Annotated in this window: 21 protein-coding genes; 12 read left to right on the top strand and 9 right to left on the bottom strand. The window is 68.9% G+C overall.

Features of this window, described 5'->3' with window-relative positions; translation table 11 throughout:
- Nucleotides 1-124: 124 nt before the first annotated feature.
- On the top strand, nucleotides 125-799 hold the full coding sequence (locus ACTF4R_RS07385) for an MBL fold metallo-hydrolase (protein WP_440007223.1): 675 nt from the start codon (nucleotides 125-127) through the stop codon (nucleotides 797-799).
- 144 nt (nucleotides 800-943) lie between these two features.
- Here ACTF4R_RS07385 and ACTF4R_RS07380 read toward each other — a convergent pair whose 3' ends face one another.
- The 4 genes from ACTF4R_RS07380 to ACTF4R_RS07365 all read right to left on the bottom strand — a co-directional run bounded on the left by ACTF4R_RS07380 (nucleotide 944) and on the right by ACTF4R_RS07365 (nucleotide 5,483).
- A complete protein-coding gene (locus ACTF4R_RS07380) occupies nucleotides 944-2,710 on the bottom strand; it encodes a helicase C-terminal domain-containing protein (protein WP_440007222.1) in 1,767 nt (588 codons plus the stop codon).
- Nucleotides 2,711-2,955: 245 nt separating this feature from the next.
- Nucleotides 2,956-3,168 (bottom strand): DUF7561 family protein, encoded by a 213-nt coding sequence (locus ACTF4R_RS07375; RefSeq protein WP_440007221.1) that lies wholly within the window; start codon nucleotides 3,166-3,168, stop codon nucleotides 2,956-2,958.
- An 87-nt stretch (nucleotides 3,169-3,255) separates the two neighbouring features.
- Nucleotides 3,256-4,359 carry a class I SAM-dependent methyltransferase gene (locus tag ACTF4R_RS07370; protein ID WP_440007220.1) on the bottom strand — a complete coding sequence of 368 codons (1,104 nt, stop codon included), beginning with the start codon at nucleotides 4,357-4,359 and terminating at the stop codon, nucleotides 3,256-3,258.
- Nucleotides 4,356-5,483, bottom strand: a complete 1,128-nt coding sequence (locus ACTF4R_RS07365; RefSeq protein ID WP_440007219.1) for a 60S ribosomal export protein NMD3 — start codon at nucleotides 5,481-5,483, stop codon at nucleotides 4,356-4,358. The genes ACTF4R_RS07370 and ACTF4R_RS07365 overlap by 4 nt, the downstream gene beginning before the upstream one ends.
- Nucleotides 5,484-5,578: 95 nt before the next feature.
- On the opposite strand from ACTF4R_RS07365, the gene ACTF4R_RS07360 reads away from it, so the two are divergent.
- Both ACTF4R_RS07360 and ACTF4R_RS07355 read left to right on the top strand, forming a co-directional pair.
- Nucleotides 5,579-6,577 (top strand): mannose-1-phosphate guanylyltransferase, encoded by a 999-nt coding sequence (locus tag ACTF4R_RS07360; RefSeq protein ID WP_440007218.1) that lies wholly within the window; start codon nucleotides 5,579-5,581, stop codon nucleotides 6,575-6,577.
- Nucleotides 6,578-6,625: 48 nt separating this feature from the next.
- Nucleotides 6,626-6,895: a hypothetical protein gene (locus ACTF4R_RS07355; RefSeq protein WP_113274882.1), complete on the top strand. Its 270-nt coding sequence runs from the start codon at nucleotides 6,626-6,628 to the stop codon at nucleotides 6,893-6,895.
- Between the two features lie 83 nt (nucleotides 6,896-6,978).
- Here ACTF4R_RS07355 and ACTF4R_RS07350 read toward each other — a convergent pair whose 3' ends face one another.
- Nucleotides 6,979-7,764, bottom strand: a complete 786-nt coding sequence (locus ACTF4R_RS07350) for an SDR family oxidoreductase (RefSeq protein ID WP_440007217.1) — start codon at nucleotides 7,762-7,764, stop codon at nucleotides 6,979-6,981.
- Between the two features lie 167 nt (nucleotides 7,765-7,931).
- Here ACTF4R_RS07350 and ACTF4R_RS07345 point away from each other — a divergent pair, with 167 nt between their 5' ends.
- The 3 genes from ACTF4R_RS07345 (at nucleotide 7,932) to uvrB (ending at nucleotide 11,498) form a co-directional block, all read left to right on the top strand.
- Nucleotides 7,932-8,090 carry a DUF1059 domain-containing protein gene (locus ACTF4R_RS07345; protein WP_440007216.1) on the top strand — a complete coding sequence of 53 codons (159 nt, stop codon included), beginning with the start codon at nucleotides 7,932-7,934 and terminating at the stop codon, nucleotides 8,088-8,090.
- Nucleotides 8,091-8,152: 62 nt separating this feature from the next.
- Nucleotides 8,153-9,283 carry an ORC1-type DNA replication protein gene (locus ACTF4R_RS07340; protein WP_440007215.1) on the top strand — a complete coding sequence of 377 codons (1,131 nt, stop codon included), beginning with the start codon at nucleotides 8,153-8,155 and terminating at the stop codon, nucleotides 9,281-9,283.
- Between the two features lie 148 nt (nucleotides 9,284-9,431).
- The gene (gene uvrB, locus ACTF4R_RS07335) at nucleotides 9,432-11,498 is read left to right on the top strand and encodes an excinuclease ABC subunit UvrB (RefSeq protein ID WP_440007214.1); all 2,067 of its coding nucleotides are present in this window, start codon (nucleotides 9,432-9,434) and stop codon (nucleotides 11,496-11,498) included.
- A 199-nt stretch (nucleotides 11,499-11,697) separates the two neighbouring features.
- On the opposite strand, the gene ACTF4R_RS07330 is transcribed toward uvrB, so the two are convergent.
- Nucleotides 11,698-12,051: a thiol-disulfide oxidoreductase DCC family protein gene (locus tag ACTF4R_RS07330; protein WP_440007213.1), complete on the bottom strand. Its 354-nt coding sequence runs from the start codon at nucleotides 12,049-12,051 to the stop codon at nucleotides 11,698-11,700.
- Between the two features lie 160 nt (nucleotides 12,052-12,211).
- Between ACTF4R_RS07330 and ACTF4R_RS07325 the strand changes: the two genes are divergently transcribed.
- Nucleotides 12,212-13,168 (top strand): hypothetical protein, encoded by a 957-nt coding sequence (locus ACTF4R_RS07325; RefSeq protein WP_440007212.1) that lies wholly within the window; start codon nucleotides 12,212-12,214, stop codon nucleotides 13,166-13,168.
- Nucleotides 13,169-13,177: 9 nt separating this feature from the next.
- Here ACTF4R_RS07325 and ACTF4R_RS07320 read toward each other — a convergent pair whose 3' ends face one another.
- Complete coding sequence (locus ACTF4R_RS07320) at nucleotides 13,178-13,966, bottom strand: aldo/keto reductase (protein WP_440007211.1); 789 nt, start codon at nucleotides 13,964-13,966, stop codon at nucleotides 13,178-13,180.
- A 192-nt stretch (nucleotides 13,967-14,158) separates the two neighbouring features.
- The gene (locus ACTF4R_RS07315) at nucleotides 14,159-14,815 is read right to left on the bottom strand and encodes a helix-turn-helix domain-containing protein (RefSeq protein WP_440007210.1); all 657 of its coding nucleotides are present in this window, start codon (nucleotides 14,813-14,815) and stop codon (nucleotides 14,159-14,161) included.
- Between the two features lie 121 nt (nucleotides 14,816-14,936).
- Between ACTF4R_RS07315 and sdhC the strand changes: the two genes are divergently transcribed.
- Both sdhC and ACTF4R_RS07305 read left to right on the top strand, forming a co-directional pair.
- Nucleotides 14,937-15,329: a succinate dehydrogenase, cytochrome b556 subunit gene (sdhC, locus tag ACTF4R_RS07310; protein WP_440007209.1), complete on the top strand. Its 393-nt coding sequence runs from the start codon at nucleotides 14,937-14,939 to the stop codon at nucleotides 15,327-15,329.
- Complete coding sequence (locus ACTF4R_RS07305) at nucleotides 15,329-15,694, top strand: succinate dehydrogenase/fumarate reductase transmembrane subunit (RefSeq protein ID WP_440007208.1); 366 nt, start codon at nucleotides 15,329-15,331, stop codon at nucleotides 15,692-15,694. Before sdhC ends, ACTF4R_RS07305 begins: the two co-directional genes overlap by 1 nt.
- 70 nt (nucleotides 15,695-15,764) lie before the next feature.
- Here the strand turns inward: ACTF4R_RS07305 and ACTF4R_RS07300 are convergent, their stop codons facing one another.
- A complete protein-coding gene (locus ACTF4R_RS07300) occupies nucleotides 15,765-16,907 on the bottom strand; it encodes a thiolase family protein (protein WP_440007207.1) in 1,143 nt (380 codons plus the stop codon).
- A 137-nt stretch (nucleotides 16,908-17,044) separates the two neighbouring features.
- On the opposite strand from ACTF4R_RS07300, the gene ACTF4R_RS07295 reads away from it, so the two are divergent.
- From ACTF4R_RS07295 to ACTF4R_RS07285, 3 genes are all read left to right on the top strand, one after another.
- The gene (locus ACTF4R_RS07295; protein WP_440007206.1) at nucleotides 17,045-18,883 is read left to right on the top strand and encodes a flippase activity-associated protein Agl23; all 1,839 of its coding nucleotides are present in this window, start codon (nucleotides 17,045-17,047) and stop codon (nucleotides 18,881-18,883) included.
- A 91-nt stretch (nucleotides 18,884-18,974) separates the two neighbouring features.
- The gene (locus tag ACTF4R_RS07290; protein ID WP_440007205.1) at nucleotides 18,975-20,324 is read left to right on the top strand and encodes an ATP-binding protein; all 1,350 of its coding nucleotides are present in this window, start codon (nucleotides 18,975-18,977) and stop codon (nucleotides 20,322-20,324) included.
- A 72-nt stretch (nucleotides 20,325-20,396) separates the two neighbouring features.
- Nucleotides 20,397-21,629 (top strand): MFS transporter, encoded by a 1,233-nt coding sequence (locus ACTF4R_RS07285; RefSeq protein WP_440007204.1) that lies wholly within the window; start codon nucleotides 20,397-20,399, stop codon nucleotides 21,627-21,629.
- Nucleotides 21,630-21,673: the final 44 nt, after the last annotated feature.

Genomic DNA, 21,673 nt, shown 5'->3' with positions numbered 1-21,673 from the left:
ACCTTTTCGCGCCGGGGAACTTGTTCGTTCCGGGCACGGCTGACGGACGTCAGACGCGCCCTGGGCCGACGGCGACCCGCCGCGCCCGCTCACGCTGAAGTGACTGGCCGTCCACGAGACGGGTATGGCCACGGAACTCGCGGACGGTTGCTGGTGGCTCGACCTCGGGAACGTGAACTGCTATCTCGCGGACGACGACGGGTCGCTGACGCTCGTCGACGCCGGCACGCCGTTCGACTACGGGAGAATCGCGACCGGCGTCCGCGACGCGGGCTACGACGTCGCCGACGTCGACCGCGTGCTGGTCACCCACTACGATTTCGACCACGTCGGCGCGCTCGCCCGCCTCGTCGACCTCGACGCGCCGGTGTACGTCGGCGCGGCGGACGCGCCGCTGCTGTCGGGCGACCGACGCCCGGACTGGCACAACCACAAGGGCGCGCTCCAGCGAGTCACCCGACCGCTGCTGTCCGCGCCCGACCTCCCCGTGCGAACGGTCGAGGACGGCGACGCAGTCGGGAGCTTCACCGCCTACCACACCCCGGGGCACTCGCCGGGTCACGTCGTCTACGTCAGCGAGGCCCTCGACGCGGCGTTGCTCGGCGACCTCGTCCGGGAGGACGGCGGGGAACTCGCGGCCTCGCCGTGGCTGATGAGCTACGACACCGCCGCGGTGCGAGACAGCGTCCGGTCGCTCGCGGAGCGCGCCCCGTCGTTCGCGGTCGCCGCGATGGGCCACGGCGTCCCGTTCGTCCGCGACGGCAGCGACCGACTGCGCGAACTGGCCGCGACGCTGTGACGCCGGCCCTCTCTCGACCCGAACAGTTATGCCGGTCGCCGTCCGAGGGCGGACATGGAGAACGTTCGACAGAAACTGATCTCGCTGTTCTTCGTCCTGCTGATGGTCGGGTCGGGGCTCGCGTACGCCGTGACCCTGTTCTGACTACTCGACGTCCCACACGTCCGCCATCGGGCTGTTCTCGCGGTCCCGTGAGCCGCCGGAGTCGTCCGTCCCCGCCGACCCGCCGCGGGACCGACCTCGCCGCGACCGTCCCGCGTGCCCGCTCGCTCCGTCGCCGGCGTCGGCGGGGTCGAACGCGGGCAGGCCCGGGCGCTCCATGCAGTCGACCTGGTCGGCGAACCAGTCGGGCATGTCCGAGCGCGCCCGGTCGAACAACTGGAGCAGGCTGGAGTCGGCGAGGTAGGTCGCGCCGAAGTCGTCGGGCGAGCGCACGACGCGACCGCAGGCCTGGATGACGGTCCGGAGCGCGGAGCGGTAGTACCACGCCCACTGGCCCTGTTCGAGGCGATGGGCGACCCGCGAGTCGCCGGTGTTGGCGAACGGCGCTTTGCAGAGCACCTGCCAGCGCGCGAGGTCGCCGTGCAGGTCCAGCGCCTCCTCCATCTTCACCGAGAGGAACACGTCCGGGTCGTCGGTCGCCTTCCACGCTTCGAGGTCGGCGTCGCGGCTCTCCCGGTCGTGCGCGCGCACCCGGTCGCCGACGCCGAACTCGGCGAGGCTGTCGGCGAGTCGCTCCTGGATGGCGTAGGAGTGGGCGTGGACGATGCCCTTCTCGTCCGGATGGGCCTGCATGATGCGGACGAGCGTCCGGGCGATGGCCGGCAGAGTGTCGTCGCGGTGCTCGTAGGTCATCTTCCCCTGGGTCACGTCGTACAGCGGCCGGTTCTCGACGGGGAACGTGTGGCCGACGTCGACGAGCCCGACGTCCTCGGGGTCGAGGCCGACCTGCCGGCAGAACGCCGCCTTGTTCAGGATGGTCGCCGAGAGGAGCGCGAACCGGTTCCCGCGGTCCCAGACGGTGTGGGCGAGGTAGCGCTCGGGGTTCATCGGCTTGATGGTGAGCGGGCCGCCCGTTCCGTCGGACTGGTCGACGACCCACTCGGTCGCGCTGTCGGGGTCGCGGTAGTCGGAGACGAACCAGTCGAGTTCCGAGATGAGTTCCTGCAGGCGGTCCCGGCGGGCGGCCTCCGCGGGGGAGAGCTCCTGCTTCGCCAGCAGGTCGTCCTTCTCGCGCTCGCAGACGTTCGAGAGGCGCTCGGCGTACCGCACCGCGCGGTCGATGCTCTCGACCGCGGGCACGTCGACGTCGTCCCAGATGGGGACGGTTCGGGGGTTCAGTTCGATGGCGGCGTACATCTCCGCCCACTCCGCGAGGCCGTGCGCCTCGTCGACCACGACGACGTCGCGCTTGCGGAACACCTCCGACCCCGCGGTGCGCATGAAGTACGCCAGCGTCATCGCCGCTATCTCGCGGTTGCTGGCGATGGCGCGGTCGGAGAAGTACGGGCAGCGATGCTTCACCGAGCAGTCGTACCCCTTCTCGCGGGCGCAGGGTGCGCGGTCCACGGGGGTGTCTTTCTCGCCCGGCAGGATGCAGGAGTAGTTGCGCTTGCCCCGGATTATCTTCAGGTCGTCGAGCAGGGCGTCGGCCGCCACGTCGTCCAGCTGGGAGACCTGCGGCGTGGTGTAGTACGCTCCCGTCGCGTCGCTCGGCGCGGCGTCGTCCGGCCGGCGAGCGCACCCCGCGATGGCCCGCGCGAGCAGCGACTTGCCGCTCCCGGTCGGCGCTCGCACCAGCACCACGTCGTTGCCGGCCTCGAACGCGTCCCGCACGTCGGCGAGGGCGTCGCGCTGGTTGCCCCGGTAGGAGGGCGCGGGAAACTCCTCGAAAATCCGCTCGGGGTTCACGATTCACCCGACGAAAGCCGGGGCGTAAAACCTGCCGGTCCGGGTTCACGACCGCCGACATGACAGAAAGCATATGCCGAAGGCGAAGGTACGTCCGGATGGCGAGGGTCGCTGCCATGGACGACTCCTGCCTCGAACCCCTCCCTCGCCGTCCTGGTTTCCCTCGGCGACCCGTAGGACGATGGTTCTCCCCGTCCCCCGACGCCGTCGAGAGCGACCCCCGTTCCCCGGGAGTAGCGCTCCCCTCACTCCGTCCGCTCCGGGAGGGCCGCCACGTCCTCGCTCGTCGGATAGTCCGGCAGTCGCTCGATACAGGCGTAACAGAGGAAATGCTCGCTGCCGTCCTCGAACTCCAGGGTCATCCCGTCGGTCGTCTGTCCCCCGAACGACCAGAGATTGGCGATTCCTCCCGCGATGGACACCTCCGTCCCACAGCCGTCGCACGGGTCGGTCGTCATACAGTCCGCTACGCGCCGGACGAAAAAGAAGGCGCCGCCCAGCGACCGCCGTCGGACGGCGACGGATTCCCGGAAGCGAGACGGAGCCTACGCGACCCGTGCGTCGACGACGACGTGCCAGACGCCCTCGCTGTGGCTCTTGACGCGCCGACGGTCGAGCACCTCGACTTCGCGCCCGCGCTCGCTCGCGGCCTCGCGGAGTCGCCCGACCGGACGGTCCCAGAGGCGGTCCTCGGGCGTCGCCGCGTGGAAGTGAACGACGCCCCCGGGCTCCAGCGCGGCGAGCGCGGCGTCGAGGTACTCGTGCGCCTCGCGGGACCGTCTCCCGTGTCCCTCCGAACGCGGTTCGGCGACGCCGTAGTAGCCCATGACGACGCGCTCGGCGCTGGCCGCCACGTCCCGGCAGTCCGCCCGGTAGGCGTCGACGCGGTCCTGGACCCCGTTCAGGACGGCGTTCTCGACGAGGAACCGGAACGCCGCCGGGTTGCGCTCGACCGCCGTCACCTCGGCCCCGGCGCGGGCCATCGGGAGCGTGAAGTAGCCGATGCCGGCGAACATGTCGAGGACGCGCTCGCCGTCGGCGACGACCTCGCCCATCCGGGCGCGTTCGCGCTTGTTGCCGGGCGAGAACATCACCTCCGCGAAGTCGAGGGCGTACTCCGTGCCGTGTTCGACGTGGACCGTCTCGGTGTCGCCCTCGCCCGCGACGACGGTCACGTCGGGTTCGCGGTGTTCGCCGGAGATGCCGCCGCGCGCGAGGACGGTATCGGCCTCGCCGTGGAGTTCGAGCAGCGCCTCGCCGACCGCCTCGCGGCGCTGGCAGTCACCGAACTCCACGAGTATCACGGTGCCGACGACCGCCCACGACCCCGGCGCGCGCGCCACCTCGTCCTCGGACCAGCCGCGCGCCCGGAGACGCGCTTCGAGGTCCGGCAGACGAGGTTCGGGAGCGACCTGCTCGACCACGTCGCGGACCGCGGTCTCCGTCGGGCGCTCGACGACCGGAAGTTCGACCGTCTCGGCGTCGCGCTCGCGCACCTTCCGCGAGTCGTCGTAGACGCCCTCCGCGTCGAGTGCGGCGATGGCGTCCTCGGCGCGGGGCTTCTCGACGACGGCGGCGAGCGCCGGGTCGTCCTCGGCGGCGTCGCCACCGTCCCGGTCGGAGGCGTCGCGGTCGACGCCGTCGGTCATCCGCTCTCCCTGGACTCGTCGGGGAGGACGTGCAGTCCCGCGCGACTCTTCAGCACCGGGACGCTGTCGGCGTCCACGTCGAGGTAGTCGGGGCGCGCGACCGTCTTCGTCCGGTAGGTCTCGGGGTCGAGCACCTGGACGGCGTGTTCGTCCTCGGTCGCGACCAGCGTCGTCTCCTCGGCGTCCTCGACGCGGCCGAGTTTCCGCGGTTCGGGCGCGTCGTCGTCGTCGAAGCGCAGTTCGAACGGTTCGCCCGTCGTGAGCCGTCGGCCCTTGAGGTTGCTCCGGACGCTCCTGACCAGGACGGGACCCCCCTCGTCCCGGGGGTCGATGACGTCGCCCGGCGTGAACGGGGGGAGCCGGACGGCGTACGTGACCCGGTACACCTCGTTGCCGTCCTCGTCCTCGGTCACCAGGGTTTCCGAATCGGAGAAGTCACCGCCGAACTCCTCGATCAGCTTGCTCGCTATCTTCTTGCCGATGTTCGTCGTCGACACCTTCAGGTCGAGACCGTCCTCGGTCTCGCTCACGTCGGTGACGAAGGCGTCGCGGTCACCCGTGGCCTCCATCTCCTCGACTATCTCGGTCGCTATCTCGCGAGCGCGCTCCGTCTCCTCGGCGGTCGGCGTGCGCCCGACCGCCCGGACCTGGACCGTACTGGCGTAGTAGTCGCCGGCGATGCGACCACAGCGGGTACAGGTCTGGCGGGATATCTTGACCGGCACGGTGACGTCCTCCTCGACGACGGTGCCCCGGACGACGCCGGAGAAGTACGAGTGCATCCGGATGGTGTTCTGGTCGACCTGCTCGGGGTCGACCTGCCAGGAGACGTCGTCGGCGTCGACGTGGACGCCGAGCGCGTCGCTGACCTCCTCGATGGCGACGTCGGTGTAGTCGCGCGCGCCGACGTCCACCCAGCGGTTGCCGCGGTGGACCGCGCCACACTGCGCGCAGACCCGTACCTCGATGCGCTCGGGGGCGTCTACCAGGTCGAAGCGGTCGAAGTAACAGGAGTCACAGAGCTTTCGCTCGCGCCGGGTGGCGGCCCCGGGGTACGCCCGGGTCGAACGGTCGACCTCGATGGGGTCCCCGCAGTTCGGGCAGAATTCGCCAGACTCGCTCATTGACGGGCCTAGGGCGTTCTCGCTTTTAAAGCTGAAGAACGGCACCGCGGAGACGACCCGTGGCGGTTTTGGGGACTCGCGCCGTCGGACCGGCCATGGACCGCCCGCTCGTTGCGCTCGTGATGGCCGGCGGCACGGGGACGCGGCTCTACCCGGCCAGCCGGAGCGACCGCCCGAAGCAGTTCCTCCCGCTCGGCGACGGCGACGCCTCCCTCCTCGCCGACACCGTCTCCAGGGCGGGGTTCGCCGACGAGACGTTCGTCTGCACCGCGCCGGAACACGAGGACCGCGTCCGCGAGCACGCGCCGACTGCCGGCGTGCTGGTCGAACCCGAACCGAAGGACACCGGGCCGGCGCTCGTCTACGCCGCCCACCGGATTCGCGAGCAGGTCGGCGACTGCGCGCTCGTCTGCCTGCCGAGCGACCACCACGTCGCGGGCGAGTTCGCGCCGACCGCTCGCCGCGCCGCCGAAGTCGCCGTCGACACGGCGGGGCTGGTCACGGTCGGCGTCGAACCGACCCGACCGGCGACCGGTTACGGGTACGTCGAGCCGGGAGCCGACCGCGGCGACCACTTCGAGGTCGCGCGGTTCAGGGAGAAACCCGACGCGGAGACCGCCGAGCGGCTGGTCGAGCGCGGCTGCTACTGGAACGCGGGGCTGTTCGCGTGGACGCCGTCCGCGTTCCTCCGGGAGGCGCGCGACTCGCCGCTCGCGCCGCTCGTCGAGCGCCTGGACGCCGGCGAGCCGGACGCGGGGTTCGCCGCGGTCGACCCGGTGAGCGTCGACTACGCGGTGCTGGAGCGGGCCGACGACGTGTACGTGGTGCCCGCGGGGTTCGAGTGGGACGACCTCGGCTCCTGGGACGCGCTGGAGCGAGTGCGCGACTCGGACGGAGAGAACGTCGTCCTCGGCGACGCGCTGACGGTCGACGCCGAGGGGAACGTCGTCGCGGGGGACCACCACGTCAGCCTCGTCGGCGTCTCCGACCTCGTCGTTGCGGCGTACGACGACCGCGTGCTCGTCGTGCCGAAGGAGGAGGCCCAGCGCGTGCGCGAGGTCGTGGCGAGGCTCCGCGAGGACGACCGGTTCTGACCGTCACTGGCCGTCAGCTTTCTTCCCATGAACGGCGGACGGCCTCACATGGGAGACGTACCAGACGTCGAAGCGGTGGAGACGGAAGACGAGTACATCCACGTCCGGTTCCGCGACCCGGACGAGTTCGACACCATCCGGACGCCGGACTGGGCGAAGAACCCGGCCCAGGACGTCTCGGAGGGGGCCGAGGTCAGGACCGGGCAGGAGGAGGACAGCGACGAGTGGGAGGTCCAGAGCGTGCTGATAAAGAAGAGCGTCGGCGAGGACAAGGCCCGCGACCAGGCGAAGGAGATAGTCGACAAGATAAACGACTGACGCGCCCGGGCGTCGCTCGGCGATGCGCCCTGGGGTACGGACACGGACGCCCTCGTGGAACGGTCGGCGAGCGCCGTTCGCCGTCAGCTGCGCAGGCGACCGCCGTCGACGGGCACGGCGGCGCCGTTGACGAAGCTCGCGCGGTCGCTGGCGAGGAAGGAGACGGCGTCGCCGAGTTCCATCGGGTCGCCGACGCGGTCCAGCGGGATGTCGCTGGCCCAGTCGTCGAGGCCGGCCTCGTAGGAGTCGTACTCGCCGCGGTCGAGGGCGGCCTCCACGAGTTCCTGGATGCGCGGCGTCTCGTGTGCGCCCGGGAGGACGGCGTTGACGCGCACGTCCGGCGCGAACTCGCGCGCCTGGGTCTTCACCAGTCCGATGACGCTCCGCCGGACGGCGTTCGAGAGGACGAGGCCGTCGATGGCCTCCCGGACGCTCGTCGACGTGATGCACGTGACGGAGCCGGCGTCGCTCTCGACGAGGTGCGGGTGGGCCCGGTCGGTCGCCCAGACGACGCTCATCACCAGCAGGTCGAAGGCCTCGTACCACTCGCGTTCGGTGGTGTCGAGGAACCGGCCGCTCGGCGGTCCGCCGGCGGACGTGACGAGGTGGTCGAGGCCGCCGAACGTCTCGACCGTCTCGTCGACCAGCGCCTCTATCTCGTCCGGGTCCGTGATGTCAGCCGGTATCGCCAGCACGTCGCCGTCACCCATCTCGTCGACCGCCGTCTCGGCGTCGGCGAGCGCCTCCTCGCCGCGAGCGCAGATGGTCACGTTCGCTCCCTCGCGCGCCAGCGCCTTCGCGCTCGCGAGGCCGAGTCCGCTCGAACTCGCCGTCACGAGCGCCGCGTTGCCGTCCAGTTGCAGGTCCATGTCTCGCGATTCGGGACCGACCCTCAAATGTCCCGGGGACGCGGCGTCGCGCCGAACCGCCACTCGGACGCCGACGGCCGCCGGTTGTCCGGCGAACGGAGGCCAGAAGCGTTACGCCGCCTGGGGTCGTCGTCCAGTTCGCCCCAGGAGGGGTGGAGGACACACATATGGCACACCAGTTCGAATGCACGCAGATGGACTGCGACTTCATGGTACGAGCGAACGACGAGAACGAGGTAATCGACATGGTCCAGGAGCACGCCCGCGACAAGCACGGGATGTCCATGGACCGTAACGACGTCCAGAACGGGATACAGCAGGCCTGACCCGCGGATTCTTTTGTCTGGCTGGCGAAGGATTAAGTAGCTCCGGGAGCGTGGTGAAAGTGATGGCAGACGACCCGGAGGAGGGGATGTTGTCCTGGGACGAGACGGTGTTCCGGGACGAACACGTCTTCGAGATAGACTACGTCCCGGAGACGTTCGAACACCGCGAGTCCCAGATGCAGAGCCTGCAGTACGCGCTCAGGCCTGCCGTCCGGGGGTCCCGACCGCTGAACGTGATGGCGCACGGACCGCCCGGAACCGGCAAGACCACCGCCGTCCAGAAGCTGTTCGACGAACTGTCGACCCAGACCGACGTCCGGACGGTGCGCGTCAACTGTCAGGTCGACTCGACGCGCTACTCCGTGTTCTCCCGCATCTTCGAGGGCATCTTCGAGTACGAGCCGCCCTCCTCCGGCATCTCGTTCAAGAAGCTGTTCCGCCAGATAACGGACAAGCTGGTCGAGGACGACGAGGTGCTCGTGGTCGCGCTCGACGACGTGAACTACCTCTTCTACGAGAACGAGGCCTCGGACACCCTCTACTCGCTGCTGCGCGCCCACGAGGCCCACAGCGGCGCGAAGATAGGCGTCATCGTCGTCTCCTCGGACCTCAACCTCGACGTCATCGAGGAACTGGACGGTCGGGTCCAGAGCGTCTTCCGCCCGGAGGACGTCTACTTCCCGGTGTACGACCCGAGCGAAATCGTCGACATCCTCGACGAGCGCGTCGAACGCGGCTTCCACGACGGCGTCATCTCCACCGAGGTGCTGGACGAGGTCGCCGAACTCACCGCCGAGAGCGGCGACCTGCGGGTCGGCATCGACCTGCTGCGCCGGGCGGGCCTGAACGCCGAGATGCGCGCCAGCCGCACCGTCAGCGTCGAGGACGTAGAGGAGGCCTACGAGAAGTCGAAGTTCGTCCACCTCAGCCACAGCCTGCACGCGCTGAGCGACAACGAGGAGGCGCTGGTCCGGGTCATCGCGGAGCACGACGGCGAGCAGGCCGGCGACGTGTACGACGCGTTCCACGACCAGACGGAGCTCGGCTACACGCGCTACTCCGAGATAATCAACAAACTGGACCAGCTCGGCGTCATCGACGCGACCTACACGAACGTCGACGGACGCGGCCGCTCGCGCACCCTCTCGCTGCGGTACGACCCCGAAGCCGTGCTGTCGCGCCTGGAGGAGTGAACCGGGCCAGAACGCCTCCCGGGCCCGGGACCGCCACCCGCGACGACGACGACGCGCTCGGTGCCCGGTCCCGGGACGGGGTGCCACGGGAGCGCGTCGGTCGGCGTTCCGAGGGCGTCAAGTGCGTCGGACTCCAAGCGAGAACAGCATGAGTGACGCAGACTCCGGTCCGCTGTCGCCCGACCGACCCGAAGCGGAGTCGGACTTCCGGGTGGACGCGCCGTTCGACCCGGCGGGCGACCAGCCGGAGGCCATCGAGCAACTCGCCGAGGGGTTCCGGCAGGGGATGGACAAACAGACGCTGCTCGGCGTCACGGGGTCGGGGAAGACCAACACCGTCTCGTGGCTCGTCGAGGAGATCGAGATGCCGACGCTGGTCATCGCGCACAACAAGACGCTCGCCGCCCAGCTGTACGAGGAGTTCCGGAACCTGTTCCCGGACAACGCCGTCGAGTACTTCGTCTCTTACTACGACTACTACCAGCCCGAGGCGTACGTCGAGCAGACCGACAAGTACATCGAGAAGGACGCCTCCATCAACGAGGAGATAGACCGTCTGCGCCACTCCGCGACGCGCTCGCTTCTGACCCGCGACGACGTCATCGTCGTCGCCTCGGTGTCGGCCATCTACGGTCTCGGCGACCCGCGCAACTACGAGGACATGAGCCTCCGCCTCGAAGTGGGCGACGAGGTGGGGCGCGACGAACTGCTCGCGCGCCTCGTCGACCTGAACTACGAGCGCAACGACGTGGACTTCACGCAGGGCACGTTCCGCGTCCGGGGCGACACCGTCGAGATATTCCCGATGTACGGCCGGTACGCCGTCCGCATCGAACTCTGGGGCGACGAGATAGACCGGATGGTGAAGATAGACCCCCTCGAAGGCGAGGTCAAGTCCCAGGAACCCGCGGTGCTCGTCCACCCGGCGGAACACTACTCCATCCCCGAGCAGACGATGGAGCAGGCCATCGCGGAGATAGAGGAGGACCTCGAGGACCGCATCGGCTACTTCGAGCGCAACGGCGACCTGGTCGCCGCCCAGCGCATCGAGGAGCGCACCACGTTCGACCTGGAGATGATGCGGGAGGCGGGCTACTGCTCCGGCATCGAGAACTACTCTGTCTACCTCAGCGACCGCGAGGTCGGCGACGCGCCGTTCACGCTGCTCGACTACTTCCCCGACGACTTCCTCACGGTCATCGACGAGTCCCACCAGACCGTCCCGCAGATAAAGGGCCAGTTCGCGGGCGACAAGTCCCGGAAGGACTCGCTGGTCGAGAACGGCTTCCGCCTGCCGACCGCGTACGACAACCGCCCGCTCACGTTCGAGGAGTTCGAGGAGAAGACCGACCGGACGCTGTACGTCTCCGCCACGCCGAGCGACTACGAGCGCGAGGAGAGCGAGCAGGTGGTCGAACAGATCGTGCGTCCCACGCACCTCGTCGACCCCGCGGTGACGGTGACGGACGCCTCCGGCCAGATAGACGACCTGATGGACCGCATCGACCGCCGCGTCGAGAACGACGAGCGCGTGCTCGTCACCACCCTGACGAAGCGCATGGCCGAGGACCTCACGGAGTACCTAGAGGAGGCCGGCGTCGCGGTCGAGTACATGCACGACGAGACCGACACCCTGGAGCGACACGAACTCGTCCGGGGGCTCCGCCTCGGCGAGTTCGACGTGCTCGTCGGCATCAACCTCCTCCGGGAGGGACTGGACATCCCCGAGGTCTCCCTCGTCGCCATCCTCGACGCCGACCAGGAGGGGTTCCTGCGCTCGGAGACGTCGCTCGTCCAGACGATGGGCCGGGCGGCCCGGAACGTCGAGGGCGAGGTCGTACTGTACGCCGACGAGACGACCGACGCGATGGCGGACGCCATCGAGGAGACGCGCCGCCGCCGTCGCATCCAGCGGGAGTACAACGAGGAGCACGGCTTCGAACCCCAGACCATCGACAAGGAGGTGTCGGATGCGAACCTGCCGGGGAGCAAGACCGACACGTCCGGAGTCGCCGGCGGCGAACCGGAGACCGAGGACGAGGCCGAGCGCCGCGTCGCGGAACTCGAAGAGCGCATGGACGAGGCCGCGAACAACCTGGAGTTCGAACTCGCCGCCGACATCCGCGACCGCATCCGGGAACTGCGCGAGGAGTTCGACCTCGACGTCGACGTCGGCGACGAGGGTGGCGTGCCCGAACCGGACGTCGAGTTCTGACGCCGGTTGCCGCGGCCGCGACCCCGGTCGACTCGCCGACGGACTCTCCGCGCATCGTCGGACGTAACACGCCCGCGACGGTTTTGTCTCGGGAGCCACCGACCGACGTGCATGGACGGCACTGGCGAGGTCGAGGCGATTCGGGTCGTCCCGGAGTCCGGCGAGGTTCGCACGGGCGACCCGGTCGGGTCGCTCCGACCTACCGGCGGAGCACGCGCCCGAACCACGAGCGGTGGTCGGCCACCCAGCGGTACAGTGGTTCGCGGACGCGCTCGCGCGCGCTCGACGGGAGCAGTCGGAACAGGTCGGCGGCGTCCCCGCCGACGGAATCGGTGCGCGCGAGTATCTCTTCGGTGGCCTCGCCGCAGGAGTAGACGCGGTCGTCGACCAGCAGGTGGACGCAGCGGTCGTACTCCGGCGGCAAGCGGGCGCGCTGGTCGTCGTCGAGCGCCGAGAATCCGACGAGGTCGAACTCGCCGTGCTCGTCCGCGTACTCGGCCGCCCACGTGCAGAAGCCACAGTCGTCGTCGTAGACGATGAGCGGTCGGGTCACAGGAGACGTTCGTCTGCCGTCCGGAAACGAGTTAGGGTCCGCCTACTTTCCGAGGTAGCAGGGTGCATTCCGCGCCGGCACGTCGGAACTCTTCTACAGGGACGACTGTACTAAAATCGCTTACATAGGCTTTATTTAGAGGATAGTATATAAATTACCCATGTTCCGTAGAAGATTTCTGGCGGCGACCGGAACTACCCTCGCGGGGGTGGCCCTGGCGGGCTGTTCGGGCTCCGAACCGGGCGACGGTGGGGAGCAGGGGACGACGAGCGCGACGACCGAAGGGGGAGGTGGAACCGACGACCGGACGAGCGAGTCGACCGAGTCCACGGAGACGAGCCGTCCCGAGGTCTCGTTCGGCCTCGCATCGTTCGAGGCCCCGAAGGAGGCCGCCATGGGCCAACCGCTCCCGCTGAAGGTGGTCATCGAGAACACCGGGGACCGTCCGGCGGCGTTCAGTTCCCCGATTCGGTTGTCCGGCAGCGGCGGCGGCTGGCACACGGCGGCCACGATTCAGACGGAGGTCATCGAACCGGGGAAGCGAGCGACCTGGTCGACCGAGTACACCCACCCGTACAGCGGCACCGCGAACTTCCGGATACCGAAGCTCCAGCGGGCGTTCTCCGTCGACGTCAGTCCGAAGACCCTCTCGTTCGGCGGGACACACGTCGCCCCGACGGGCTTCGCGTTCACCGTCCGCGACGTGTCGCTGACCGACAGCTACCGGTACGAGCGCTCGAACGGGAGCACGACCGAGGTGCCGGCCGGCTCCGGTTCGCAGTGGGCGTTCGTCTACGTCGCCGCGGAGAACAGGGCCGACTACGCCCAGCGGCCGCCGTCTCGCAGCGGCGTCTCGATTCTCACGGCGTCGTCCGACGGGCGGTCGGAGCTGTCGCCGGCCGGCATCCCCAGGGAGAGCGGCCGATACCCGCCGCCGCTCGACGACTCCGGAACGACGACCACGACGACGTCCGGCTCCGAGGGCCTCGAACCGGGCGGGACCGCGAGCGGCTGGATAGCGTACGAGGTTCCGGCCGACCGCTCGGTGAGCGACCTCGTCGTCCAGTGGCGAGAGGGCGACGGAACCGGCCGCTGGACCGTCCGGTGGGTGGCCTGACTCGCTCGCCTAGTTCCAGGGGGCCGCGTCGGGGTCGACGAGTCGCTCCTCGCGGTCGATGGCGTCTATCGTCGCCACGTCCTCCGCGTCGAGGTCGGGGACGTCGAGGTTCGCCCGGAGGTGTTCCTCGCCCGTCGCCTTCGGGATGGGGACGACCGTCTCCTTCGACTGGAGCCACGCGAGGCTGACCTGCGTCGGCGTGGCGTCGTATTCGGCGGCCACCTCGCGCAGTTCCGGCACGTCGCCCGCCTCGCCCCGCATCAACGGTGCGTACGCGACCAGGGTGAGGTCGTGCTCGCGGGCGTACGCGCGGAGGTCGTCCTGCTGGAAGAGCGGATGGAGCTCGACCTGGTTGGCGACGACGGGCGCGTCCAGCGTCTCGCGCGCCTCGTCCAGCAACGCTGGTGTGAAGTTACTCACGGCGACGTGACGCGTCGCCCCCGCCTCGCGGAGGTCGTCGAACGCCGGCAGGGTCGTCTCGGGGTCGTAGGCGTCCATCGGCCAGTGGACGTACAGCAGGTCGACGGCGTCGACGCCGAGTCGGTCGAGACTCGCCTCGGTCGTCTCGCGCACGTCGTCGGGCGCGAGGTTCTCCGGGTGGACCTTCGTCGCGAGGAAGACGTCCTCGCGGTCGACCGTCGAGCGCTCGATGCCCTCGCCGACCGCCGCCTCGTTGTCGTACATCTGCGCGGTATCGACGTGCCGGTAGCCCATCTCCAGGGCGGTCGCCACCGTCTCGGCGCACTGCTCGCCGTCGTTGCCCGACGTTCCCAGGCCGGGACTCGGAATCGCTGGCATGGTTCGTGACAGGACCAGCGGGCGCAAAAAGGTCGGCGTAGCGGTAGAACGGACGGCGGCAACGCGTCGTTCCCGGGGCGTCGTCGGGAGTCGCGGTCGCCGGCCGCGGGTCGGCGTCACACCGAACGGATGAACGGTCGCGTCGCACTCCCGAGAGGCGTCGCGGCCCCGAAACGTGTCGCCGAACGGCACTCACTCGTCGAAGAGCGCAGCGACCAGTTTCGACTCGGCCTTCTGGAGGTGTTCCGACGCGGTCGCGGTCGCACAGTCCATCTCGCGGGCGACGTCGTCGCTCGTCGCGTCGCGCGGAACGTCGTAGTAGCCGACCGCCAGAGCGGTCTCTATCGCTTCCCGCTGACGGACGGACAACCGACCGACGACGCCACCGGGTGCGACCGTCTCCCCGCCGACCGCCTCGACGTCGACGCCGACGCCCTCGGGGACGCCGTCGACGGCGGCCTGGATGTCGGCCTCCGTTCCGATCATGGTGAACGTGCTGCTCCCGTCCTCGTGACACTCGATGGGCGGAACCGTCATCAGGCTCCCCCGGGTGAAGTTGTCGAACAGCGCCCTCGCGACGGTCGGAGCTTCGGCCGTCAGGAAGCAGTGACACTCCTCGTCCGTGATCGGGAAGATCTCGAACTCGCGGAGGTTAGCGCCGTCGGCGAGGGCGTCTTCGAGGCGACGGTACTCCCCTCGAATCCGGAGCAGAAACCCCGCGGGCGGACTGGAGACGTTCCAGTTCACGATACGCGTCCGGTCGAGATACTCCGCCCCGCGCGTGACGAGTTCGTACACCGGCGGCAGGTAGACGTCCGGCGGCCTGATGGTTATCCGAACGCGCTTCATGGCTCGGATTTCTATCGGATCGCTGAAAAGGATTGCTTCGACCGCGACCGGCTTATGAACCCCGCGGAGATTTTCGGCTCAACGGCTATCCACCCGCCGGGCGAAGCCCCGAATCGAGCGCATGACACGGAATCACGACCGCGGTACGGTCGAGGAGTTCGACCGGTGGACGGAGTTCACCGCCGGCATGTGGGCGTGGATTCTCCACAAGTTCAGCGGGTGGATACTCGTCGGCTATCTCTTCATGCACGTCCCGGTGTTGAGCGCGGCGCTGTCGGGCCCCGAAGCGTACACGAGCAGGCTCCAGGGTCTCGAGACCATCCTCGTCGTCAGGGTGCTGGAGGTCGGGCTGCTGGCCGTCGCCGTCTTTCACGTCCTGAACGGCGTCCGACTGTTGTTCGTCGACCTCGGCGTGGGTCTGGAGGCACAAGACAGGAGTTTCTACGCCTCGCTCGTCGTGACCGCGGTCGTCGTCCTGGCGAGCGTGCCGACGTTCATGGAGGGGGCGTTCTGATGGCCGAACGCTACTCCTCGTTCCGGAGCGGAAGCCTCGCGTGGCTGCTCCAGCGCGTGACGGCGGCGTTCCTCGTCGCCGTGCTGGCGTTCCACTTCTTCCTGCTCCACTTCGTCCACCATCCCTCCGAGATTACATTCGCGGGGACGCGAGCCCGGATGAGCCAGTGGGGCTATCTCGCAACGATGCTGCTGTTCCTCGTCGCGGCGACGTTCCACGGCGTCAACGGCGTCTACGGCGCGCTACTGAACCAGGGGCTGTCGGGGACCGCGAAGCGAGTGGTGCTCGCGGTCCTCGTGCTCGCGGGCGGGGCGCTGATAGCGCAGGGAATCTACGTCGCGGTCGTCATGGCGGGGGTGGCGTGACGAGGGGCGAGCGGACCGTCTCGGGCGTCGAGACGGCTTCCGCGAGGGGGTTCGGAGGCGGCGCGTTCGATTACCGGCGCTCGAACGTTATCGCCGCGCCCTGGCCGAAGCCGACGCAGAGCGTCGCCAGGCCCTTCTCGGCGTCGCGCTTCTCCATCTCGTGGACGAGCGTCACGGGCAGGCGCGCGCCGGAGGCGCCCAGCGGGTGACCGAGGGCGATGGCCCCGCCGTTGACGTTGAACCTGTCCTCGGGAACGCCGAGCTGGTTCCGGGCGTACACCGTCTGGCTGGCGAACGCCTCGTTCAGCTCCACGAGGTCGAAGTCGTCGATGTCCTCGCCCGTGCGCTCCAGCAGGCCGCGCGTCGCCGGCACCGGTCCGATGCCCATCACGGTCGGGTCGACGCCCGCGACGTTGTTGTCGCCGACGTAGGCCATGACGTCCAGACCGTGGTCCTCGGCGAACGCCTCACTGGTGACGAGCGTGGCCGACGCGCCGTCGGATATCTGCGAGGAGTTGCCCGGCGTGACGGTCCCGTCGCTCTTGAACACCGTCGGAAGCTGGGAGAGAGCTTCCATGCTCGTGTCCGGGCGGATGCCCTCGTCCTTCTCCACGAGTCCGTCGTCGGTCTCGATGGGGACGATCTGGTCGTCGAAACGGCCGGACTCGGTCGCCTCGGCCGCGCGCCGGTGGCTCTGGAGCGCGTACTCGTCCTGGGCCTCGCGGGAGACGTCGTACTCCTCGGCGACCTTCTCGGCGGTCATCCCCATCTGGAGTTCGCCGACGTTGTAGTGTTCGGAGAGCCGCGGGTGGACGCTGCCGTAGCTCTGGCTCATCGAGACGCGGGACATGTTCTCGACGCCGCCCGCGACGACGGCGTCGCGCTGGCCGGCACGGATGGCGTCGCTCGCGCTGATGATGGCCTGCATCGAGGACGCACACCAGCGGTTGATGCTCGCCGCGGGCACCTCCTCGCCGAGGTCGGAGAGCAGCGCGATGACCCGCGCGACGTTGTTGTCCTGTTCGCCGCGCTGCTGGGCGACCCCCCACATCAGGTCGTCGACGTGGTCGCTCGTCAGCCCCGTCTCCCGGAGGATGGTGTTCACGAGTGGAATCGAGAGGTCTTCGCTACGCGTGTCGGCGAAAACGCCGTCTTCCTTACCTTGCGGCGTTCGCACTGCCTTCGCGATGACTGGAACGGTCTCACTTGCCATGCAAGCCCCTAGTAGCTCGTGGCTCTTAAGTGGCGGTTGAACGCGAGTAAACGAGAAACGATTTGAAAGTTCATATACAGGATGCGTTCAGAAACTATTTGTCGCGCGGAGGTCCATAGCGTCTGTAACCCCCTCCAATGTCAGGCTCCGACGCCACGCAATCCCGTTCCGGGTCGTTCGCCGCCAGCGACGCGACCGGGATGCTCGAACGGTTCACCCACCCCGTGCCCCTCGTCGGCCTCGTCACGGTGTTCGCGCTCGCGCTCCGCCTCGTCGGCCTCGGAACGCGCGTCGCCCACCAGGACGAGGCGCGAGTCGCCTACTGGATAGCCCGCTACGTCGAGACGGGAATCTGGTCGTACCGCCCCATCGTCCACGGTCCCTTCCTCGTCCACGTCAACTCCGTCCTCTTCTCGCTGTTCGGCGCGAGCGACTTCACCATGCGGCTTATCGTCGCGCTCGCGGGCGGTCTGCTCCCCCTCTCCGCGGTCCTCTTCCGCCGGCGGCTGCGCGACTCGGAGACGGTCGCGCTCGCACTGTTGCTCGCCACGAACCCCATCCTGCTGTACTACTCGCGGTTCATGCGCAACGACGTGTTACTCGCGGCCGCGATGCTGTTCGCGCTCGGCTTCTTCGTCCGGGCGTACGACACCGGCGGGACGCGCCGCGCCGGCTACTTCTTCGTCGGCGTCGCCTGCTTCGCGCTCGGGTTCACGATGAAGGAGAACGCCCTGCTGTACGCCGCCTGCTGGGGCGGCGCGGCCGTGCTGCTGTACGACCACCGGCTGTTCCTCCGGCGCGTCGGCAACGACGGCGTCGCCGCCGCGTTCCCCGACTGGTCGCGCCGCGGCGCGTCCCGACTCCGCGACGGCGACCGCTCCGTGCTCCGCAGACCCCTCGTCTACCTCGGCGTCGGCCTGCTCGGCATCCTCGAGTTCTTCACCATCATCGTCTTCTTCTACGCCCCGCGCTCGCAGGGGCAGGCCGGCCCCGGCCTCTGGAAGGCCCTCGGACGCGGTGACGCCTGGATGTTCCTCGCGGTCGTCGACGAGGCCATCTTCGGCACGTGGCGGAAGTTCATGGGGAGCTGGGCCGGCGGTCACCAGAGCCATCCGTACCTCCCCTTCCTCGAACACCACCTCGGCGTCATCGAGGTCGGCGCGCTCGCGCTCGTCGTCCTCGCCGTCGTCGGCTTCCTCGTCGACCGCTACTCCGGCGAGCGTCCGAGCGACCTCGTCTCCTTCGGCTTCTACTGGGGCTTCGCCAGCGTGCTCGGCTACCCCCTCGTGATGGACATCAAGGCCGCGTGGGCGGTCGTCCACGCCGTCGTCCCGCTCGCGATTCCGGCCGCCGTGGCGCTCGCGCTCGTCTTCCGCTGGGGGTGGGACGGGTACCAGCGCGACGACGACCTCAGCGTCGTCGCCGCCGTACTGCTGCTGTTGCTCGTCGGTGCGCAGGTCGGGACGGCCGCGTACTCCACCACCTACCAGAATCCCCAGAGCCCGGACAACGAACTCGTCCAGTACGCCCAGTCCTCGACGGAGATGGACGCCCTGCTCTCCGACCTCCAGGACGTCGCCCGGGAGAACGAGGGGACGGACGTGCTCTACTACGGCGAGAAGTTCTACGCGGGCAACGAGGCGGGCCACGACGTGCCGCCCGCCACCGGCGGCTGGTTCGCCCGCCTCCCGCTGGAGTGGTACTTCGAGGCCGCCGACGCCGAAGTGACGAGCACGAGAGACCCCAGCGACCTGGTCGGCGAGAAACCGCCCATCGTCGTCGCGCTCGGCGACGCGTCGACCTGCAACAGCGAGGAGGACGTCGCCGACGACGTCGACCGCTACATGAAGGGATACGTCCGCTACGACGTCCAGCGGTTCGGGTACGACAGTGGCTGTACCGTCAGCAGCGTCGTCATCTTCGTGGACCAGGACGCGCTGCCGGCGGACGCGCCGAAACCCGGCACGTTCGGCTGAGACGCCGCCGAACCGCTCGAATCGGCCGTCGGCGACCGGACTCGTCCGCGTTCGACGCGCTTATCCTTCTGTAGCGTCAAGCCACGGAAGAATGAGCAGCGGGGCGCTGGACGTAATCGAGTTCTTGCTCACGACGCACCTCTACGACGAACACCAGAACCTAGACGAAAACGACCTGCCGCCGCAGATCAGGCAGGTGTTCTGGCACGAGGGGTCGATCGAGCGACCGCTCCGGGCGACGGTCGAGAACGCCCGGGAGGCGGCCGACCTCGACCGACCGTGGGAAGCCATCTCGGACCTGATGTTCACTGACCGCGACGAGTTCTCCGGGACGCTCGAACTCACGCAACCGGAGATGGCCGAGAAGTGGTACCTCGACCGCGCGGCCGACCGCGTGGCGGCGAACCCGACGCTGGCGTACGCCTTCGAGGACCGCGACGGCGTCGACGTGGACTACGAGACCGCCCGCGACGAGAACCGGCCGGTGCAGGCCGACCGCGCGTGGATCGACAGCCTGCTCGCCGAGCACTTCAGCGACGAGGAGGAGGAAGACGGCGAGAACATGCTCGACCTCGTGGACATCCACGCGCCGGAGGAGGTCGAACTGACGCTGGACGACCTCGTCCTCACGGAGAACCAGGAGGACGAGATAAAAAAGATAGTGAAGGCCATCGAGCACCGCGAGTACCTCTCCCGCATCGGCCTGCGCGAGATCGGGAAGCTCCTGTTCGTCGGCCCGCCGGGGACCGGCAAGACCTCCACGGCGCGGGCGCTGGGGTACGACCTCGACCTCCCGTTCGTCGAGGTGAAGCTGTCGATGATAACCAGCCAGTACCTCGGCGAGACCGCGAAGAACGTCGAGAAGGTGTTCGAGGTGGCGAAGCGCCTGTCGCCGTGTATCCTCTTCATGGACGAGTTCGACTTCGTCGCCAAGACGCGCCGGAGCGACGAACACGCCGCCATCAAGCGCGCGGTGAACACGCTCCTGAAGAGCATCGACAACATCTCGCTCATCCAGGACGACGTGCTCCTCATCGGCGCGACGAACCACCCGGACCAGCTCGACGCCGCGGCGTGGCGGCGCTTCGACGAGATCATCAACTTCCCCAAGCCCGACGACCAGATGCGGGCGGACATCCTCCGGGTCATCACCCGAGAGATGCACATCGAGGACTTCGACCCGCCCGCGCTCGCCGAGCGCACGGAGGGACTCACCGGCAGCGACCTGCGGATGGTGCTGCGCGAGGCCGTCCTCGACGCGCTGATGGAGAATCGCACCGACCTCAAGCAGGACGACCTGCTGCGCGCCATCCAGGACTTCGAGGAGCGGGACAACCTGAAGGACCTCGACATGATCGAGGGCGACCACGACGCACTCGTCGCTGGCGGGGACATCAGCGGCGCGAGCGGCGAGGACGACGGGCACTCCCACGACCACTGACGTAGCTGTAAGAAATACTACAAAGGCGCAGTTCAGGAAACCCTTTTTCCGGTCGTCCGCGACGCCTACGCCATGTCGAGCCGGTTGATCGGGAAGTACTATCTCTTTCAGGCGACCCGTTCTGTCGGGTTCATCTCGCCCATCTTCACCCTGTTCGTCCTCCGCGACGTCTCGTTCACGCAGTACGGAGCCCTGAGCGCGCTGTCGTCGACGCTCGTCGTGCTCGGCGAGGTCCCGACGGGGTACGTCGGCGACCGATACGGCCGCCGGACGAGCCTCGCGCTCTCGGTCGTGTTCACGGTGCTCTCGCTCCTCGGATTCGTCGTCGCGCAGTCGTTCTGGCCGTACGTCCTCTTCTACGCGCTCTGGGCGCTCGCGCTGACGTTCGCGTCCGGCAGCGCCGACGCCTGGCTCTACGAGGTCCTCGAAGAGCGGTTCGACGCCGACGACTTCACGCGAATCCGCGGTCGGGGCGCGTCGGTGATGCGGTGGACCTCGGTCGTCACGATGGTGGCCGGCGGCGCGCTGTACGCCGTCGACCCGCGATACCCCTTCGTGGCGTCGGTCGCGCTGAACGGCCTCGGCCTCGCCGTCCTGTTCACGCTCCCCGGGAGCCGCCGGTACGGCGACGACGCGGACGAGGACTCCCTCGCGGACGACCGCATCACCGTCCTCGACGCCCTGCCGCTCGTCCGGAGGCAGTTCACCTCGCGTCCACTCCGGCCGTTCGTGGTGTACGTCGGCCTGTTCTTCGCGGTCGTCAGCGCAGCGAACTCCTACATCCAGCCGGTGACCCGCGAACTGTTCCAGGCGACGCTCGAATCCGCGACGGTCGCCGGTCACGCCCTGCCGCTGGGCGTCGTCCTCGGTCTCCTCTACGCGGGGTTCACCGTCGTCTCGGCCGTCGCCAGCTACTTCGCCGGCGACGTCGAGGAGGCGTTCGGCCTCTGGGGGGCGCTCCTCGTCGTCCCCGTGGCGACGGCTGTCCTGCTCGTCCTCCCCCGCGTCGCGGTGGCCGCTGCCCTGCCGATGTTCGTCGCGATTCGAGGGTCGAAGGCGCTCCTGCTGCCGATGGTGAACGGCCACCTGAACGACCACGTCGGTTCGGCGGGGCGCGCGACGACGCTGAGCGCGTTCTCCATGCTGTGGCGACTCCTGCGCGTCCCGATGGTGATCGCGGCGGGCGTCGCCGCCGACGCGGTGACCGAGACGGCCGCCGTCGCGGGACTCGGCGTCGTGTTCCTCGTCGGCGCGGGCGTGACGTGGCTCGTCGACTCGCCGGCGGAGCGGTCGGCGGCGGCGTAATCCTCGATGCCGCCAGCGGGAGACATTTGTACCAGAAACGGCAA

Origin of the sequence: Halomicrococcus pelagicus (assembly GCF_051917725.1) — an archaeon.
GTDB lineage: Archaea > Halobacteriota > Halobacteria > Halobacteriales > Haladaptataceae > Halomicrococcus.
This window is presented reverse-complemented; position numbering and strand designations above follow the sequence as displayed.

Bases quoted from the DNA above. Each gene is read 5' to 3' on its own strand.
- ACTF4R_RS07385 (WP_440007223.1), top strand. From the start codon at position 125: ATGGCCACGGAACTCGCGGACGGTTGCTGGTGGCTCGACCTCGGGAAC.
- ACTF4R_RS07375 (WP_440007221.1), bottom strand. From the start codon at position 3,168: ATGACGACCGACCCGTGCGACGGCTGTGGGACGGAGGTGTCCATCGCG.
- ACTF4R_RS07370 (WP_440007220.1), bottom strand. From the start codon at position 4,359: ATGACCGACGGCGTCGACCGCGACGCCTCCGACCGGGACGGTGGCGAC.
- ACTF4R_RS07365 (WP_440007219.1), bottom strand. From the start codon at position 5,483: ATGAGCGAGTCTGGCGAATTCTGCCCGAACTGCGGGGACCCCATCGAG.
- ACTF4R_RS07360 (WP_440007218.1), top strand. From the start codon at position 5,579: ATGGACCGCCCGCTCGTTGCGCTCGTGATGGCCGGCGGCACGGGGACG.
- ACTF4R_RS07355 (WP_113274882.1), top strand. From the start codon at position 6,626: ATGGGAGACGTACCAGACGTCGAAGCGGTGGAGACGGAAGACGAGTAC.
- ACTF4R_RS07350 (WP_440007217.1), bottom strand. From the start codon at position 7,764: ATGGACCTGCAACTGGACGGCAACGCGGCGCTCGTGACGGCGAGTTCG.
- ACTF4R_RS07345 (WP_440007216.1), top strand. From the start codon at position 7,932: ATGGCACACCAGTTCGAATGCACGCAGATGGACTGCGACTTCATGGTA.
- ACTF4R_RS07340 (WP_440007215.1), top strand. From the start codon at position 8,153: ATGGCAGACGACCCGGAGGAGGGGATGTTGTCCTGGGACGAGACGGTG.
- uvrB (WP_440007214.1), top strand. From the start codon at position 9,432: ATGAGTGACGCAGACTCCGGTCCGCTGTCGCCCGACCGACCCGAAGCG.
- ACTF4R_RS07325 (WP_440007212.1), top strand. From the start codon at position 12,212: ATGTTCCGTAGAAGATTTCTGGCGGCGACCGGAACTACCCTCGCGGGG.
- ACTF4R_RS07320 (WP_440007211.1), bottom strand. From the start codon at position 13,966: ATGCCAGCGATTCCGAGTCCCGGCCTGGGAACGTCGGGCAACGACGGC.
- ACTF4R_RS07315 (WP_440007210.1), bottom strand. From the start codon at position 14,815: ATGAAGCGCGTTCGGATAACCATCAGGCCGCCGGACGTCTACCTGCCG.
- sdhC (WP_440007209.1), top strand. From the start codon at position 14,937: ATGACACGGAATCACGACCGCGGTACGGTCGAGGAGTTCGACCGGTGG.
- ACTF4R_RS07305 (WP_440007208.1), top strand. From the start codon at position 15,329: ATGGCCGAACGCTACTCCTCGTTCCGGAGCGGAAGCCTCGCGTGGCTG.
- ACTF4R_RS07300 (WP_440007207.1), bottom strand. From the start codon at position 16,907: ATGGCAAGTGAGACCGTTCCAGTCATCGCGAAGGCAGTGCGAACGCCG.
- ACTF4R_RS07295 (WP_440007206.1), top strand. From the start codon at position 17,045: ATGTCAGGCTCCGACGCCACGCAATCCCGTTCCGGGTCGTTCGCCGCC.
- ACTF4R_RS07290 (WP_440007205.1), top strand. From the start codon at position 18,975: ATGAGCAGCGGGGCGCTGGACGTAATCGAGTTCTTGCTCACGACGCAC.
- ACTF4R_RS07285 (WP_440007204.1), top strand. From the start codon at position 20,397: ATGTCGAGCCGGTTGATCGGGAAGTACTATCTCTTTCAGGCGACCCGT.